The organism is Kitasatospora sp. NPDC057940, assembly GCF_042887425.1.
Lineage (GTDB): Bacteria > Actinomycetota > Actinomycetes > Streptomycetales > Streptomycetaceae > Kitasatospora.
Genome location: NZ_JBHVPH010000029.1, coordinates 19,141 through 34,956 on the forward strand (window position 1 = coordinate 19,141; position 15,816 = coordinate 34,956).

Genomic DNA, 15,816 nt, shown 5'->3' on the forward strand with positions numbered 1-15,816 from the left:
CCCACCCCGAGACCCCATCCCCCCGAAAGGACCGGTCAGTTGCGCAGACTGTCCGCCGCTCTCGCGGCCGCGCTCACCACGAGCGCGATAGCCGCCACCCTGCTGGGCACCCCCGCCCAGGCCGCCGCCCCCGCCCCCGCCACGATCGCCGCCGCCCCGGCGGAGCAGGGTGCCGAAGCCCCGCCCGCGCCGCTCGCCCCCCAGGAGCGCGAGCGCCAGGCGCTCCGCACCAAGGCCCTGGAACAGCTCAACCAGGGCGCCGTCGCCAAGGCCGCCGGCAAGCGGGCCCCCGCCAAGGTGAAGGTCGGCAACGACTACGTCCAACTGGCGCACCAGCGCACGGACAAGGTCTTCGTGATCCTCGCCCAGTTCGGCGACCAGGTCGACAACACCACCCAGTACAACGGCCAGCCCCGCTACGGCGGCACCCCCGGCCCGCGCCACGACCAGATCCCCAAGCCGGGCAAGGGCGACAACCACACGCTGTGGGAGCCGGACTTCAGCCGCGACTACTACCGGAAGATGTTCTTCGACGACACGCCCGGCGCCGTGTCCATGCGCAACTACTACCGCACCCAGTCCTCCGGCCGCTACGACGTCCAGGGCACCGTCAGCGACTGGGTCACCGTCCCGTACAACGAGGCCCGCTACGGCAGCAACAAGGGCCCGCAGGGCTCCGGCGCCTGGACACAGGGGCAGGAGTTCATCCGGGACGCCGTCAAGGCCTGGTACGACGGCGAGATCGCCAAGGGCCGCAGCGTGGCCGACATCAAGGCGCAGCTCGCCCAGTACGACGTCTACGACCGCTACGACCACACCAAGACCGGCGAGTTCAACCAGCCCGACGGCTACCTCGACAACGTCATCGTGGTGCACGCCGGCGTCGACGAGACCTGGGGCGGCGGCGCCCAGGGGGCCGACGCGCTGTGGGCGCACCGCAGTTGGACCTTCCCCGACGCGACCGGCCAGACCGGCCCGGAGGGCAACAAGATCGGCGGCGCACCGGTCGGCGACACCGGCCTCTACGTCTACGACTACGTCCAGGCCGGCGAGAACAGCGGCGTCGGCCTGTTCGCCCACGAGTACGGCCACAACCTCGGCCTGCCCGACCTGTACAGCACCAACGGCGGCGACAACAGCGTCAACTTCTGGTCGCTGATGTCCTCCGGCTCCTACCTCGGCAAGGGGCCGAACACCACCGGCGGCTACCCCGGCGACCTCGACGCCTGGAGCAAGCTCCAGTTCGGCTGGCTCGACTACGACGAGGCGCAGGCCGCCACCCGGTCCAGCCACGCCCTCGGCGTGAGCGGCTACAACACCGACCAGGCCCAGGCGCTGCTCGTCCACCTGCCGGACAGCACCACCAGCACCGACCTCGCCGACCCGTACGAGGGCGCCAGGCAGTGGTGGAGCGACACCGGCGACAACCTCGACAACTCGCTCAGCCGGGACGTCGACCTGCGCACCACCACCGGCCCGGCCGCCCTGGACGCCGCCGCCTGGTACGACACCGAGCAGGACTACGACTTCCTCACCGTCGAGGCCTCCACCGACCAGGGCAAGCACTGGACGGCCCTGGGCGGCACCGTCGACGGCGCGCCGATCGGCAACACCAGCGCCAACACCCCCGGTCTCAGCGGCAGTTCGGGCACCTACCGGAAGCTGCACATCCCGCTGGACGGCTACCTCGGCCGGCAGGTCCGGCTGCGCTTCCACGTCACCTCGGACAACAACACCCACGGCCGGGGCGTGCTCGTCGACGCCGTCAGGATCACCGCCGGCGGCACCGAGCTCTTCGCCGACGGCGCCGAGAACGGCGCCAACGGCTGGACCGCCACCGGCTTCACCGTCATCACCGGCCGCACCGCCGTCAAGCAGCACCCGCGCGCCTACCTCGCCGAGAACCGCCGCTACACCGGTTACGGCGCGTTCCTGAAGACCGGCCCGTACAACTTCGGGTACAGCGGCGTCGCGGGCAAGGCCGACGTCGTCGACACCTACCCGTACCAGGAGGGCGTCCTGCTCTGGCTGTGGGACACCGCGTACGGCGACAACAACACCAAGGACCACCCCGGCGGCGGGCTGATCCTGCCGATCGACGCCCACCCGGCGGCGGTCCGCTTCGCCGACGGCACCCTGGTCAACGGGCGGGCGCAGACCTACGACGCGCCGTTCTCGCTCAAGCCGACCACGGCGTTCACCCTGCACAAGGGCGGCGTCGCGGTGCGGATCCCGTCCGAGCCGGCCGTCCCGGTCTTCAACGACCACACCGGCACGTACACCGACCCGGCCCTCCCGCAGCTCGCGGTGAAGGTCCCGGACACCAACACCAGGATCGAGGTCGTCCGGGAGTCCCAGGGCGGGCGGATCACCACCGTCCGGGTCGGCCCGGCCTCGTAGGAACCCGCGGCGAAGGCCCCGGGCCCCCGACGAAAAGGGGCCCGGGGCCGGCTCATGGGTCTCGCCGCACCCGGAGAACGGGTTCACCCCGACCTCCGGCGAGGCCTTTCGGCACCGGCTCCAGCCGGCAACCATCCTGCTCAGCACGGTCGGTAACGCTCTGCGCAGCAACCGGTACGGCCACGTCCGGTACGCTGGATCTTCAACAGGACTTGAAGTCAAGAAGTCAAGAAGTCAAGAAGTCAAGAAGTCAAGAGGCCGAGGAGTCGAGGAGCAGGCATGGACACCGCACCGGTCGACCTGCTGAGCGTCGGCGAGGTGGCCCGGCGGGCCGGGATCGCCACCTCGGCGGTGCGCTTCTACGAGGACCAGGGGCTGATCTCCTCCGAGCGGTCGCCGGGCAACCAGCGCCGCTACCGGCGGCACGTGCTGCGCCGGATCTCGCTCATCCTGGTCGCCAAACGGCTCGGCATCCCGCTCTCCGAGGTGGCCGAGGTGTTCACCGGGCTCCCCGAGGACCGGATGCCGGGCAAACACGACTGGGACCGCATCTCACGACGCTGGGCCGAACAACTGCGCGCCCGGCGGGCCGAGTTGGAGCGGCTGGAGGAGGAGCTGACCGGCTGCATCGGCTGCGGCTGCGTGTCGCTGCGCCGCTGCCGGGTGCTCAACCCCGGGGACGAACTGGCCGCCGAGGGGCCCGGCCCGCGCCGGCTGCTGCCGGGCACGGCGGGCGAGGCGGGCGAGGCGAGCGGGCCGGGCGGACCGTGAGAACGGCCGGGCCACGAAAGCGGCCGGGGCCATGAGAACAGCCCGACCACGAAAACGGCCCGACCGCGAAAACGTCCGGACCGCGAGAACGGCCCGACCGTGAACACGGCGGAACCCGGTCGGACGCGGCCCTCGTGAGGTTCCCCGCCGCGCCCGACCGGGCGTCTGCGGCGAGGGATCGCGTCCCTCGCCCGTTGGGTGCCGTACCGCCCGGCGTGGGGGCAACTGGGCGGTACGGCGGCTCTGTGTGCCCGGCCTCAGCCGGGCTCGGTCGCTCCCCGAAGACCTCCGGGAATCAGACCTCCGGGAAGTGGCAGGCCGCCTCCCGGCTGCCCGGCCCGGCGATCTGCAGCAGCGGGCGGTCCGTGCGGCAGATCTCCTGCGCCTTGGGGCAGCGCGGGTGGAAGGTGCAGCCGGACGGCGGGTTCGCCGGGCTCGGCGGGTCGCCGAGCAGCACGATCCGCTCCCGCGCGCGCTCCGCCGCCGGGTCGGGCAGCGGGACGGCGGACAGCAGCGCCCTGGTGTACGGGTGCGCCGGGCTGCCGTACACCTCGGCCTTGTCGCCGATCTCGACGATCCGCCCGAGGTACATCACCGCCACCCGGTCGCAGACCCGCTTGACCACCGAGAGGTCGTGCGCGATGAACACGTACGCCAGGCCGAGCTCCTGCTGGAGCCGCTCCATCAGGTTGACCACCTGGGCCTGGATGGAGACGTCGAGCGCGGAGACCGGCTCGTCGGCGATGACCAGCTTCGGCGAGGTGGCGAGCGAGCGGGCGATGCCGATGCGCTGCGCCTGGCCGCCGGAGAACTCGTGCGGGTAGCGGTCGATCTGCTCGGGGATCAGCCCGACCAGCTCCATCAGCTCGCCGGCCCGCTTGCGCGCGTCGGCCGCGCCCGCCCCCTGGAGCATCAGCGGCTCGGAGATGATCCGGGCCACCGTCTGCCGGGGGTTGAGCGAGGAGTACGGGTCCTGGAAGACCATCTGCAGGTGCCGCCGGTGCGGTCGCAGCCGGGCCTGGGAGAGCCCGCCGATCTCGGTGCCGTCGAAGGTGACGGTGCCCGAGGTCGGGTCGAGCAGCCGGACGATCATCCGCCCGGTGGTGGACTTGCCGCAGCCGGACTCGCCGACCAGGCCGAGCGTCTCGCCCTTGCCGACGTCGAAGCTGACGCCGTCGACCGCCCGGACCGGGGCGCCGGCGCGGCCGGTGCGCCCGCGTCGGCCGGGGAAGGTCTTCACCAAGTCCCTCACGGACAACAGGGTTTCGGTCATGGCCGGGCTCCTTCCGGCACCAGCGGCAGGTGGCAGGCGGCCTGGTGGCCGGGGGCGAGCGGGCCGAGCTCGGGTCGTTCGGCCAGGCAGCGGGCGTGTTCCTCGGCGGTGGCGGCGTCGGTGCGGGCGCAGCGCGGGGCGAAGGAGCAGCCGGGGGCGGGGGCGATCAGCGACGGCGGGCTGCCGGGGATGGCCCGCAGCGGGGCGTCGTCGGTGTCGTCCAGGCGCGGCAGCGAGTCCAGCAGGCCGCGGGTGTACGGGTGCCCGGGGGTGGCGAACAGCCGGTCCACCGAGGCCTGTTCGGCGGCCCGGCCGCCGTACATGACCAGCACCTCGTGGGCGACCCGGGCGACCACGCCGAGGTCGTGGGTGATCATGACGACGCCGAGGCCGCGCTCCTGCTGGATGCGGGCGATCAGGTCGAGGATCTGCGCCTGGACGGTGACGTCGAGGGCCGTGGTGGGCTCGTCGGCGATCAGCAGTTCGGGCTCGCAGGCGAGGGCCATGGCGATCATGACGCGCTGGCGCATGCCGCCGGAGAACTGGTGCGGGTACTCGTCGACCCGCCGGGCCGGCTCCGGGATGCCGACCTCGGCCAGCATCTCGACCGCCCGCGCGCGGCCCGCCTTGCGGTTGGCCTTGAAGTGCACCCGGTAGTGCTCGGCGATCTGCTCGCCGACGGTGTAGAAGGGGTGCAGGCTGGACAGCGGGTCCTGGAAGATCATCGCGATCCGGCGGCCCCGGACGGTGCCCAACTCCCGTTCGCCGAGCCCGTTGAGCTCCATCCCGTCGAGCCGGATCGAGCCGGTAACGGCGGCGCCGCGGTGCAGGCCCATGACGGCGAGCGAGGTGACGGACTTGCCGCTGCCGGACTCGCCGACCAGGCCGAGGGTCCGCCCGGCCTCGACGGCGAAGGAGATGCCGTCCACCGCCCGGACGACGCCCCGGGGCGTGTCGAAGGAGACCCTGAGGTCGTCGACCTCCAACAGAGTCATCAGTACCTCACTCTCGGGTCGACGTACGCGTAGAGCAGGTCGACCAGCAGGTTCGCGGCGACGATGAAGGAGGCCGCGAGCAGGGTGACGCCGAGGATGACGGGCTGGTCGGAGCGGACCAGCGCGTCGTAGAACAGCCGCCCGACGCCGGGCAGGCCGAAGATGGACTCGGTGATGACGGCGCCGGCCAGCAGGCCGCCGAGGTCCATGCCGAAGATGGTGAGGATCGGCGTCATCCCGGAGCGCAGCCCGTGCTTGACGGCGACGGTGGCGGGCGGCAGTCCCTTGGCCCGGGCGGTGCGGATGTACGGCTCGGCCATCGCCTCGATCATCGAGTTGCGGCTCTGCCGGGCGTACATGGCCGCGTACAGCAGGGCCAGGGCGATCCACGGCAGCAGCAGGTTGGAGGCCCAGGCGAACGGATCGTCGGTGAACGCGTGGTACGCCGGGTACGGCAGCAGGCCGGCCGTCCGGACGACGCCCCAGATCAGCATGATCGAGGTGAAGTAGACCGGCAGCGACGCGGCGCCGACCGACGCCACCATCAGCGTCCGGTCGGTGAGCCCGCCCTTGCGCAGCGCCGAGGTGACGCCGGCGCCCAGGCCGAGGACCAGCCAGAGCACGGCCGCGCCGATGGCGAGCGAGACGGAGACCGGCAGGCGGTCGGTGAGCAGGTCCCAGACCGGCAGCGAGTACTCGTAGGAGTAGCCGAGGCAGGGGAAGCCGCAGTGGGTGGCGCTGGCGCCGCTGCCGTAGTCGCGCCCGGCGAAGATGCCGGTGAGGTAGGTGGCGAACTGCTCCCAGACCGGCTTGTCCAGGCCCATCGCCGTCTTGACCTCGGCGACCCGTTCGGGGCTGCAGGTCTTGCCGCAGGCGGCCACCGCCGGGTCGGAGGGCAGCAGGTAGAAGATGGTGAAGGTGATCGCGCAGACGGCCAGCAGGATGCCGGCCGCGGCGAGCAGTCGGCGTCCGAGGTAGAGGATCACGGCCGGCCTCCTCGGGGGTCGGGGGAGAGGGTCACGACCGGCCTCCCCGGGGGTCGAGGATGTCGCGCAGCGCGTCGCCGAGCAGGGTGAAGGCGAGCACGGCGAGGAACAGGAAGACCGTCGGGATCAGGAAGTACGTCGGGTCGGTCTCGTAGTGGACGATGCTCTCGGCGATCATCTGGCCCCAGGACGGGGTCGGCGGGCGCACGCCCACGCCGAGGTAGCTGAGCGCGGCCTCGGTGGCGATCATGCCGGGGACGAGCAGCGTGGTGTAGGCGATGATCGGGCCGGAGACGTTCGGCAGGATCTCCCGGGTGAGGATCCGCCAGGAGCGGGCGCCGCCGACCTTGGCCGCGTCGACGTACTCGCGGTGCTTGAGAGAGAGGGTCTGGCCGCGGACCACCCGGGCGATGCCGGGCCAGCCGAACAGGCCGATCACCAGGGTCATCAGCAGGATCCGGTTGACGTCCTTGGCCACCGACATCATCGAGATCATGAAGATCAGGGACGGGAAGGACATGGTGAGGTCCATCAGCCGGGAGAGCACGGCGTCGGTGCGGCCGCCGAAGTAGCCGGCGGCGATGCCGGTCAGGGTGCCGGCGACCACGACCAGCACGGTGGCGGTGAACGCGATCAGCAGCGAGGTCTGGCCGCCGTGCAGGACCCGGGCGAACAGATCGCGCCCGGTCGCGGGTTCGACGCCCAGCCAGTGCCGGGTGCCGATCCCGCCGAAGTCGCCGATCGGCAGGCCGCCGAGGTAGGGGTCGATCGCGCGTTTGTCGAACTCGTCGGGGGTCCAGCCGCCGAGCGCGCTCAGCGGTCCGGCCAGGGCGGTCAGCAGGACCAGGAGGGCGACCGTGACCAGGCCGAAGCGGGCCGAGCCCCTGGCCCACAGCTGGTCCCAGACCAGCCGCCACGGCCCGCGGCCGGCGGCCTTCGCGGGGCCCGCCGCCGCGACCGGCGCGGCGGGCTCAGTGCGTGTGCTCATCGTGGACGGCCCCTCAGCCCTTGCTCTTCGAGGGGTCCTTGAGGCCGATGGTGGCGAAGTCCCACTGGCCGGTCCAGACCGGGTGGCCGAAGGCGCCGGCCACGTTGGTGCCGGCCAGCAGCGGGCGGCGCAACCAGAGCAGCGGCACGGTGGGCGCCTTCTTCAGCAGGTCGTCGCTGAGCTGCATCCAGGCCTTGTTGGCCTCGGTGATGTCGCTCATCGCGTTGATCTGGTCGATCCGGTCCGAGGTGGCCTGGTCGCGGAACTGCTCGACGTTGCCCTGGTTGCCCTTCTCCTTGATGGTGCGGCCGTCGAAGACCTGGGGCAGGAAGGTGGCACCCGACGGGTAGTCCGGGCACCAGCCGAGGATCGCGAGGTCGGGCGCGTTCTTGGTGTCGCCGATGGTGTCGTAGTAGACCGACGGGTCGGCGGTGGTGATGGTGACCTGGATGCCGACCTTGGCCAGCGACTGCTGGAGGGCCTCGGCCCGGGTCTTGTCACCGGAGGAGACGGTCAGCGAGACCTTGAGGTCGGTCTTGCCGGCTTCCTTGAGCAGCTGCTTGGCCTTCTCCGGGTCGCCGGTCGGGGCGATCTTCAGGGTGTCCTGCTTGGTGCCGCCGGTCAGCGCGGGCGGCAGGTAGGAGGTGGCCACGTCGGCCGTCGCCGGGCCGCCGAACGCCGTGACCTGGGCGTCCCGGTCCACCGCGTACATCAGGGCCTCGCGCACCTTGGGGTCGTCGAACGGCGCCTTGGAGGTGTTGGGGTAGAGCATGTCGGTGCAGCCCTGCTGCTCCGCGATCAGCCGGCTCTTCACGTCCGGCTTCGGCAGCACCTTGGAGATGGACTCCGGGCGCAGCGTCGCCCACTCGATCGTGGAGGCGTCCTCGCCCTCGCTCGCGATGATCCGGTCGTCGATCTGGCCGGCCTTGAGCCCCTCGACGACGACGATCTTGTCCGGGTAGGCCTTGCGGACCGGGTCGGTGGACTGGTCCCAGTTGGTGTTGCGGACCAGCGTCAGCTGCTTGCCGCGGTCGTAGGTCTCGATCTTGTACGGGCCGGAGGAGAACGGCCGCAGGTCGTACTGGGTGCCCTTGTCCTGGGACTGCGGCACCGGGGCGAAGGTCGGCAGCGTCGCGGTGGAGGAGAACTCGGCGACCGGGCGCTTCAGGTGGAAGACGACGGTCTTCTCGTCCGGGGTCTCGATGCTGGCCAGGTGCTCACCGTTCAGCGGGCCCTTGTAGTTCTCGCCGCCGGCCAGGTACTGCTGGGCGTAGTCGGGGCCGCCGGTGAGGTCCGGGGCGAAGGAGCGCTCGACGTTGTACTTGACGTCGGCGGACTTGATCGGCGTCCCGTCCTCGTACTTGAGGCCGTCCTTGAGGGTGAAGGTCCAGGTCTTCCCGCCGTCGGAGGAGCGGCCGAGGTCGGTGGCGAGGTCGGGGACGAGCTCGCTGCCGGCGGCGCCCGGCTCGGCCTTGAAGGTGACCAGGGTGCGGTAGAGCAGCCGGATGCCGAAGTCCATGTTCGGCATGGTCCAGTTGCGGGCCGGGTCGAGGTGGGCGAAGTCCTGGTTGGACAGGACGGTGAGGGTGCCGCCCTTGACCGGGGTGCCGCCGACGATCGACCCGGACTCCGCCCCCGGGCCCTTGGTGCTGCCCGCCGCGGCGCCGGTGCCGCTGTCGCTCTTGTCGTTCTTGCAGGCTCCGAGGCCGAGGGTGAGGGTCGCCGCGAGGGCCGCCGCGAGGGCGGCGTGGGTGCGCCTGGTCATGTGCAACTCCGCTGTGGGGGGCCTGCCGTGAAGCCCGTGGTCCGCCCCGGGAGGTGGTCCGGGACCCGACCGGGAGGCGACCTTCGAGATCTGGCCGCTCCGCGGTGTGACCCGTAACATAGTAATGTGAAATTGCACTGCACAAGAGGTGACGCCCCCCGTTACCGAGCTGTGTCCAGGCCACACCACCACCGCCCCACCTAGGAGTTCACCGGTGCCCCTCCGCCAGACCGGCCTCAACACCGGGAGCCACGACCTCCCCGTCTCCCCCGCCCTCGACGCCTTCATGGGCACCCGCTGGGCCGCCACCCCCCTCCCCGCCGACCAGCGCGCCCCCGGCCACGACCGCCTCCCCGGCCGCCACGCCCGCCTCTCCGACGCCTTCCCCGGCGAACGGCTGATCGTCCCCTCCGGCCGGCTGAAGGTCCGCTGCAACGACCTCGACCACCGCTTCCGCCCGCACAGCGCCTACGCCTGGCTCACCGGCCTCACCGGCGAGGACCAGGCCGACCACGTCCTCGTCCTCGAACCGACCGGCCCCCACGGCCACGAGCCGGTCCTGTACCTGCGCCCCCGCTCCCCCCGCGGCCGGCAGCACGCCAACGGCACCGAGTTCTACCGCGACCGCCGCTACGGCGAGTTCTGGGTCGGCCGCCGCCCCGACCTCGCCGAAGCCGCCGCGCTCACCGGACTGCGCACCGAACACCTCGACGACCTCGACAAACTCCTCGCCGGCCCCCAGCCGCCCACCCGCGTCCTCGCCGGCGCCGACCCCCTCGTCGACGAGGCCACCGGACGCCCCGGCGCCCACACCACGCGGGACGGCGAACTCGCCGCCGTCCTCGCCGAGTTGCGCCTGGTCAAGGACACCTGGGAGATCGACCAGCTGCAACTCGCCGTCGACCACACCGTCACCGGCTTCCAGGACGTCGTCCGCGCCCTGCCCACCGCCCTGCGCCACCCCCGCGGCGAACGCTGGATCGAGGGCGTCTTCGACCTGCGCGCCCGCGCCGAGGGCAACGGCACCAGCTACACCACCATCGCCGCCTCCGGCGCCCACGCCTGCGTCCTGCACTGGATCCGCAACGACGGCGCCCTCGACCCGAACTCCCTGCTCCTGCTGGACGCCGGCGTCGAAACCGACACCCTCTACGCCGCCGACATCACCCGCACCCTCCCGCTCAGCGGCACCTTCACCCCCGTCCAGCGGCAGGCCTACGACCTCGTCCTCGCCGCCCAGAGCGCCGGCATCGCCGCGCTACGCCCCGGCGCCCGCTTCCGCGACTTCCACAACGCCGCCATGCGGGTCATCGCCGAAGGCCTCGCCGACTGGGGCGTCCTGCGCATCCCCGCCGAACAGTCCCTCGCCGAGGACAACGGCCTCCACCGCCGCTACACCCTCTGCGGCAGCGGCCACATGCTCGGCCTCGACTACCACGACTGCGCCAGGGCCCGCGCCGACCGCTACCTCGACGGCACCCTGGAAGCCGGCATGGTCCTCACCGTCGAACCCGGCCTCTACCTCCAGCCCGACGACGAAACCCTCCCCCTCGAACTCCGCGGCCTCGGCATCCGCATCGAGGACGACCTCGTCATCACCCCCGACGGCGCCCACCTCATGTCCCACGCCCTCCCCCGCACCGCCCCCGCCATCGAATCCTGGATGGCCGACCTCCTCAGCTGAGCCCGGGGGGCGGCCGCTCACACCGCCCGTGCCGCCGCCCACAGCTCCGCGATCAGGTCCGCCGCCGGGCCCGTGCGGGTCTTCCGGTGGGCGGTGCCGGCCCAGAGGTGCATGGACTGGAGGTCGGCGCGGCGGGTCGCGGCGGCGCGCAGCGGCTGGGTGAGGTGGTGCACCTCGGGGTAGGCGGGCGGGGCGTACGGACCGTGGCGGTCGATGAAGGCGTTGCGCAGGCCGCGGGCCGGGCGGCCGGTGAAGGCCCGGGTGACGGCCGTCTCCGGGAGTTCGGTGAGCGCCGCCCGGTGCGCGGCCGAGGTGCCGGCCTCGTCGGCGCGCAGCAGGGCCGTCCCCAGCTGCACCGCCGCCGCCCCGGCCCGCAGCGCCGCCGCGACCGCCGGGCCGTCGCCCAGCCCGCCGGCCGCGATCAGCGGCAGCGCCGTCACCGCCCGGACGGCGGGCAGCAGCTCCAGCAGCGGGACGTCGCCGGGCTCGTCCCCGATCCGGTGGGTGGCGCGGTGCCCGCCGGCCTCCGGGCCCTGCACGCACAGCGCGTCCATCCCGACCGCCTCCGCCGCCCGCGCCTCCGCGGCCGTGGTGACGGTGCCGACCTGGAACGACCCGGCCGCCCGGACCGCCGCCGCCTCCTGCGGCGTCGGCAGGCCGAAGGTGTACGAGACCACCGGGACCGGCTCCGCCAGCAGCACGGCGAGCTTGGCCTCCCAGTCGTCCCGGTCCGGCCCGATCTCCTCGGGCAGCGCGACGCCCCACCGCTCGGCCTCGGGCCGCAGCCGCTCCCGGTAGGCGGCGACGGCCGCCGGATCGCCGGGCGGGGCCGGGACGAACAGGTTCACGCCGAACGGCCCACCGGTCAACTCCCTGACCAGCGCGACCTGTTCGGCCATCGCGGCGGCGCTCCGGTACCCGGCGGCGAGGAACCCCAGCCCGCCGGCCCGGTTCACCGCCGCCACCAGCTCCGGGGTGGACGCCCCGCCCGCCATCGGCGCGCCGATCACCGGCACGGAAAGTTCATCGAGACGCACGGCCATCGGGGTCCTCCACTCCGGGAACGGTTCGAACCCGGCCCACCCTACGCTCAGCGGATCAGCCCCCGCCCGCGCGCCGCCCGTACCGCCGCCGTCCGCGAGTCCACCGCCAACTTGGTGTAGACGTGCACCAGATGGGACTTCACCGTGGCCTGGCTCAGGTGCAGCCGCTGGCTGATCTGCTGGTTGGTCAGCCCGTCCGCGACCAGCCCCAGCACCTCGGTCTCCCGCGCGCTGAGCGCCGCCGCCGGCGTCCGCATCCGCTCCAGCAGCCGGTCGGCGACGCTGGGCGCCAGCGCCGAGCGTCCCGCGGCGGCGGCCCGGACGGCCTGGGCCAGTTCCTCCGGCGGGGCGTCCTTGAGCAGGTAGCCGGTGGCGCCGGCCTCCAGCGCGGGCAGGGTGTCGGCGTCGGTTTCGTAGGTGGTGACGACGAGGACCCGGGGCGCGCCCGGCCGGGCGGTGATCGCGGCGGTCGCCTGGGCGCCGTTCATGGCCGAGCCGGGCCCGAACTGGAGGTCCATCAGCACCACGTCGACCCCGCCCGCCGCGGCCAGTTCGACGGCCCGTTCGGCGGTCGCGGCCTCGGCGGCGATGGTGAAGTCCGGTTCGCCCTCCAGGACGGCCCGCAGCCCGGCCCGCACCACCGGGTGGTCGTCCGCCAGCAGCAGCCGGATCACCGCGCCGCTCCCGCCGTCACTGCGCTCGTTCACGCCCTGCCCTCCCTCGTTCCGCCCGTTCACGCCCCGCCCACCTTCTCCCCGCCCGCCTTCTCCCTGCCCGCCTTCGCTCCGCCCGTTCACGCCCCGCCCTCCGTCACCGGCAGCTGCACCGCGAGCGCCGTGCCCCCGCCGGGCGCCGACTCCACCGTGAAGGTGCCGCCGAGCGCCCGCGCCCGGGCCCGCATCGACGGCAGCCCGAACCCGCCGTCCCCTCCGCTGCGCCCGGCGACCGCCGCCGGGTCGAAGCCGGCCCCGTCGTCGAACACGTCCAGCGCCACCTCGCCCTCCATGTAGCTGAGCGTCACCTCGGCGTGCGAGGCGTGCGCGTGCCGGACGGTGTTGCCGAGCGCGGACTGCGCGATCCGCAGCAGCGCGACCTCCTGCGGCACCGGCAGCCGTACCGGGTCCCCGGAGACGTGCAGCTTCACCGGCAGGCCGCTGTGCGCCGCCGTGGTGGCGCACAGCCGTTCCAGCGCGACCGGCAGCGGGTCGCCGTCGAGCGCGGGCGGGGTGAGCGCGCGGACGAACCGCCGGGCCTCGTCCAGGCTGTCCTGGGCGGCCTGCCGGGCCTGCTCGACGTACCCGGAGGCGGCCTCGGTGCGTTCCGGCAGGGCCCGTTGGGCGGCCCGCAGCAGCAGCTGGATGGAGCTGAGGCTCTGCGCGAGGGTGTCGTGGATCTCCCGGGCGAGGCGCTCGCGTTCGGCGAGCACCCCGGCGGTGTGGTGGGCGGCCGCGGCGTCGGCGCGGGCGGCGGTGAGTTCGTCGATCAGCCGGCGGCGCTCCTCGCTCTCCCGGTACAGCGCCTGGTAGCCGAGCACGGTGGCGGTGGCGACGGCCGCGCCGAGCGCGGGCCCGATCGCGGCGGGCAGGCTGAAGGTGTGCTGGTGCCAGGACCAGGCGGCGATGGCGGTGGCGGCGGTCAGCCCGACGGCGGTGAGGCCGCCGCGCCGCCCGAGCAGGTGCAGTTCCAGGAAGTACAGCGGGAACGCCAGCCACACCCCGTCCTGGGTGGCGATCAGCACGCCCACCCAGGTGACGCCGAGCAGCGCCAGCCACAGCGCGGCGGCCCGGCGCGAGCGGCGGACGGCGGCCAGCCGGGGCCCGACGGCGTACACGGCGGCCATCGCGGTGGCCGCGGCGGCGACGGACACCGGGTCGCCGTCCCGGCCGACGACGGCGCGGGCGACGGCCAGGGCGAGCAGGCCCGCCACGAGCAGGTGCAGGCAGACCTGGAGGACGCGGGCGACGGGGGTGGTGCGGGATCGTTCGGTCGCCATCAGTCCAGCCTAGGTTCCGAACCGGGCCCCGGCATCAATCAAAAGGTTGAACTCCGCTTCTGCCCTTTGATGCCGAGGATGCAATCCGCGGTGCGATGCCCGCGGGGCCCCTTCTCCGGGACGGTGGAAGCGTCGGAATCACTCGTTCAGCAGGAAGGCCCACCGTGTTCGTCGCCTGGAGGGATCTGGGGTTCGCCAAGGGGCGGTTCGCCCTGATGGGAACCGTCATCGTGCTGATCACCGTACTGGTCGGTCTGCTGTCCGGACTGACCGCCGGACTCGGCCGGCAGAACATCTCCGCGATCACCGGCCTGTCCGCCGACCACCTGGTGTTCGGCAAGCCCGCCGACGGGCAGAAGCTCTCCTTCACCGACTCCCAGGTCACCCCCGGGCAGTGGCAGGCCTGGGCGGCCGAGCCGGGCGTCACCTCCGCCCAGCCGCTGGGCATCACCACCACCAAGGCCGCCGCCGGGACCCGCACCACGGCGCTGTCCGCCTTCGGCGTCCCGGACGGCTCCGCGCTCGCCCCGCAGGGCGCCCGGATCGCCCCCGGCCAGGCCGTCCTGTCGAAGACCGCCGCCAAGAACCTGGGCGACCTCGCCCCCGGCGCCGACTTCACCCTGGCCGGCCACCGCCTCCAGGTCGCGGCCGTCGACGGCGACGCCGCGTACAGCCACACCCCGGTGATCTGGACCAGCCTCACCGACTGGCAGCAGGCCGTCCCCGGCGGCTCCGGCCACGCGACCGTCATCGCGCTCACCACCGCCAAGGGCGCCGACCTGCACGGCGCCGACGCCCGCCACGGCACCGAGACCCTCACCCGCGACGACTCCCTCGCCGCGATCGGCTCCTACACCTCCGAGAACGGCTCGCTCCAGCTGATGCGCGGCTTCCTGTTCGCCATCTCGGCCCTGGTGATCGGCGCCTTCTTCACCGTCTGGACGATCCAGCGCAGCGGCGACGTCGCGGTGCTCAAGGCCCTCGGCGCCTCCACCCGCTACCTGCTGCGCGACGCCCTCGGCCAGGCCGTCCTGCTGCTGGTGCTCGGCACCGCCGTCGGCACCGCGCTCGCCCTGGGCGCCGGAGCGCTGATCCGCTCCGCCGTCCCCTTCGTCCTCGACGCGCCCACCCTGCTGCTGCCCGCCGCCGTCATGATCGCGCTCGGCGCGGTCGGCGCCGCCCTGTCCATCCGCCGGATCACCTCCGTCGACCCGCTGACCGCCCTGGGGAGTGCCCGATGAGCCTGACCCTCGACCGCATCACCCTCACCTACCCGGACGGCGACGGCCGGCTCACGGCGCTGGACGACGTGTCGCTGACCGTCCCCAAGGGCTCCATCACGGCCGTCGTCGGCCCGTCCGGCTCCGGCAAGTCCAGCCTGCTGGCGGTCGCCGCCACCCTGATCACCCCGGACTCCGGCCGGGTGGTGCTGGACGGCACCGACACCACCGGCCTCGGCCGCGCCGAACTCACCGCGCTGCGCCGCACCCGGATCGGCATCGTCTTCCAGCAGGCCAACCTGCTGCCCTCGCTCACCGCCGTCGAACAGCTCCAGGTGATGGCCCACCTGGACGGCCGCTCCCCGCGCACCGCCCTCCCCCGGGCCCTGGACCTGCTGGGCGCCGTCGGCCTGCGCGACCAGGCCGCCCGCCGCCCGCACCAGCTCTCCGGCGGTCAGCGCCAGCGCGTCAACATCGCCCGCGCGCTGATGAACGACCCCACCGTCCTGCTGGTCGACGAACCCACCAGCGCCCTCGACCACGAACGCGGCGCCGCCGTCCTCGACCTCATCACCGACCTCACCCACCGCCGCGCCACCGCCACCGTCCTGGTCACCCACGACCGCACCCACCTGACGGCCGTCGACCAGATCGCCGAAGTCCACGACGGCCGCCTGACCGTCCCGGCGGCCGCCTGA

General features: G+C 73.2%; 13 protein-coding genes. 5 read left to right on the forward strand and 8 right to left on the reverse strand.

Annotation, left to right across the window (positions count from 1 at the left end; translation table 11 throughout):
* Window positions 1-39: 39 nt before the first annotated feature.
* Together ACFVTF_RS31595 and soxR are read left to right on the forward strand one after the other, a co-directional pair.
* A complete protein-coding gene (locus tag ACFVTF_RS31595) occupies window positions 40-2,400 on the forward strand; it encodes an immune inhibitor A domain-containing protein (protein WP_387817648.1) in 2,361 nt (786 codons plus the stop codon).
* Between the two features lie 279 nt (window positions 2,401-2,679).
* A complete protein-coding gene (gene soxR, locus ACFVTF_RS31600) occupies window positions 2,680-3,171 on the forward strand; it encodes a redox-sensitive transcriptional activator SoxR (RefSeq protein ID WP_387817649.1) in 492 nt (163 codons plus the stop codon).
* A 295-nt stretch (window positions 3,172-3,466) separates the two neighbouring features.
* On the opposite strand, the gene ACFVTF_RS31605 is transcribed toward soxR, so the two are convergent.
* Genes ACFVTF_RS31605 through ACFVTF_RS31625 form a run of 5 tightly spaced genes read right to left on the reverse strand, consistent with a single transcriptional unit; the run spans window position 3,467 to window position 9,178 of the window.
* Window positions 3,467-4,444 (reverse strand): ABC transporter ATP-binding protein, encoded by a 978-nt coding sequence (locus ACFVTF_RS31605; protein WP_387817651.1) that lies wholly within the window; start codon window positions 4,442-4,444, stop codon window positions 3,467-3,469.
* Complete coding sequence (locus tag ACFVTF_RS31610) at window positions 4,441-5,439, reverse strand: ABC transporter ATP-binding protein (RefSeq protein WP_387817653.1); 999 nt, start codon at window positions 5,437-5,439, stop codon at window positions 4,441-4,443. The genes ACFVTF_RS31605 and ACFVTF_RS31610 overlap by 4 nt, the downstream gene beginning before the upstream one ends.
* On the reverse strand, window positions 5,439-6,425 hold the full coding sequence (locus ACFVTF_RS31615; protein WP_371516284.1) for an ABC transporter permease: 987 nt from the start codon (window positions 6,423-6,425) through the stop codon (window positions 5,439-5,441). Before ACFVTF_RS31615 ends, ACFVTF_RS31610 begins: the two co-directional genes overlap by 1 nt.
* A gap of 31 nt (window positions 6,426-6,456) precedes the next feature.
* Window positions 6,457-7,413: an ABC transporter permease gene (locus tag ACFVTF_RS31620; protein ID WP_371516285.1), complete on the reverse strand. Its 957-nt coding sequence runs from the start codon at window positions 7,411-7,413 to the stop codon at window positions 6,457-6,459.
* A 13-nt stretch (window positions 7,414-7,426) separates the two neighbouring features.
* Window positions 7,427-9,178 carry an ABC transporter substrate-binding protein gene (locus tag ACFVTF_RS31625; RefSeq protein ID WP_371516286.1) on the reverse strand — a complete coding sequence of 584 codons (1,752 nt, stop codon included), beginning with the start codon at window positions 9,176-9,178 and terminating at the stop codon, window positions 7,427-7,429.
* A 214-nt stretch (window positions 9,179-9,392) separates the two neighbouring features.
* On the opposite strand from ACFVTF_RS31625, the gene ACFVTF_RS31630 reads away from it, so the two are divergent.
* Entirely contained in the window at window positions 9,393-10,862 is a 1,470-nt protein-coding gene (locus tag ACFVTF_RS31630) for an aminopeptidase P family protein (protein ID WP_387817654.1), read from the forward strand.
* Window positions 10,863-10,879: 17 nt separating this feature from the next.
* Here the strand turns inward: ACFVTF_RS31630 and ACFVTF_RS31635 are convergent, their stop codons facing one another.
* The 3 genes from ACFVTF_RS31635 to ACFVTF_RS31645 form a co-directional block, all read right to left on the reverse strand.
* Window positions 10,880-11,905 carry a nitronate monooxygenase gene (locus ACFVTF_RS31635; protein ID WP_387817655.1) on the reverse strand — a complete coding sequence of 342 codons (1,026 nt, stop codon included), beginning with the start codon at window positions 11,903-11,905 and terminating at the stop codon, window positions 10,880-10,882.
* A 47-nt stretch (window positions 11,906-11,952) separates the two neighbouring features.
* The gene (locus tag ACFVTF_RS31640; RefSeq protein WP_387817656.1) at window positions 11,953-12,612 is read right to left on the reverse strand and encodes a response regulator transcription factor; all 660 of its coding nucleotides are present in this window, start codon (window positions 12,610-12,612) and stop codon (window positions 11,953-11,955) included.
* 86 nt (window positions 12,613-12,698) lie between these two features.
* Window positions 12,699-13,898, reverse strand: coding sequence for a sensor histidine kinase (locus ACFVTF_RS31645; protein ID WP_387817657.1), 1,200 nt, complete (start codon window positions 13,896-13,898; stop codon window positions 12,699-12,701).
* A gap of 164 nt (window positions 13,899-14,062) precedes the next feature.
* Between ACFVTF_RS31645 and ACFVTF_RS31650 the strand changes: the two genes are divergently transcribed.
* Together ACFVTF_RS31650 and ACFVTF_RS31655 are read left to right on the forward strand one after the other, a co-directional pair.
* Entirely contained in the window at window positions 14,063-15,139 is a 1,077-nt protein-coding gene (locus tag ACFVTF_RS31650; RefSeq protein WP_387817658.1) for an ABC transporter permease, read from the forward strand.
* On the forward strand, window positions 15,136-15,816 hold the full coding sequence (locus ACFVTF_RS31655) for an ABC transporter ATP-binding protein (RefSeq protein WP_387817659.1): 681 nt from the start codon (window positions 15,136-15,138) through the stop codon (window positions 15,814-15,816). Before ACFVTF_RS31650 ends, ACFVTF_RS31655 begins: the two co-directional genes overlap by 4 nt.

Excerpts from the sequence above, each read along its gene's own strand:
- ACFVTF_RS31625 (WP_371516286.1), bottom strand. The coding sequence starts at position 9,178 with ATGACCAGGCGCACCCACGCCGCCCTCGCGGCGGCCCTCGCGGCGACC.
- ACFVTF_RS31610 (WP_387817653.1), bottom strand. The coding sequence starts at position 5,439 with ATGACTCTGTTGGAGGTCGACGACCTCAGGGTCTCCTTCGACACGCCC.
- ACFVTF_RS31605 (WP_387817651.1), bottom strand. The coding sequence starts at position 4,444 with ATGACCGAAACCCTGTTGTCCGTGAGGGACTTGGTGAAGACCTTCCCC.
- soxR (WP_387817649.1), top strand. The coding sequence starts at position 2,680 with ATGGACACCGCACCGGTCGACCTGCTGAGCGTCGGCGAGGTGGCCCGG.
- ACFVTF_RS31635 (WP_387817655.1), bottom strand. The coding sequence starts at position 11,905 with ATGGCCGTGCGTCTCGATGAACTTTCCGTGCCGGTGATCGGCGCGCCG.
- ACFVTF_RS31645 (WP_387817657.1), bottom strand. The coding sequence starts at position 13,898 with ATGGCGACCGAACGATCCCGCACCACCCCCGTCGCCCGCGTCCTCCAG.
- ACFVTF_RS31620 (WP_371516285.1), bottom strand. The coding sequence starts at position 7,413 with ATGAGCACACGCACTGAGCCCGCCGCGCCGGTCGCGGCGGCGGGCCCC.
- ACFVTF_RS31655 (WP_387817659.1), top strand. The coding sequence starts at position 15,136 with ATGAGCCTGACCCTCGACCGCATCACCCTCACCTACCCGGACGGCGAC.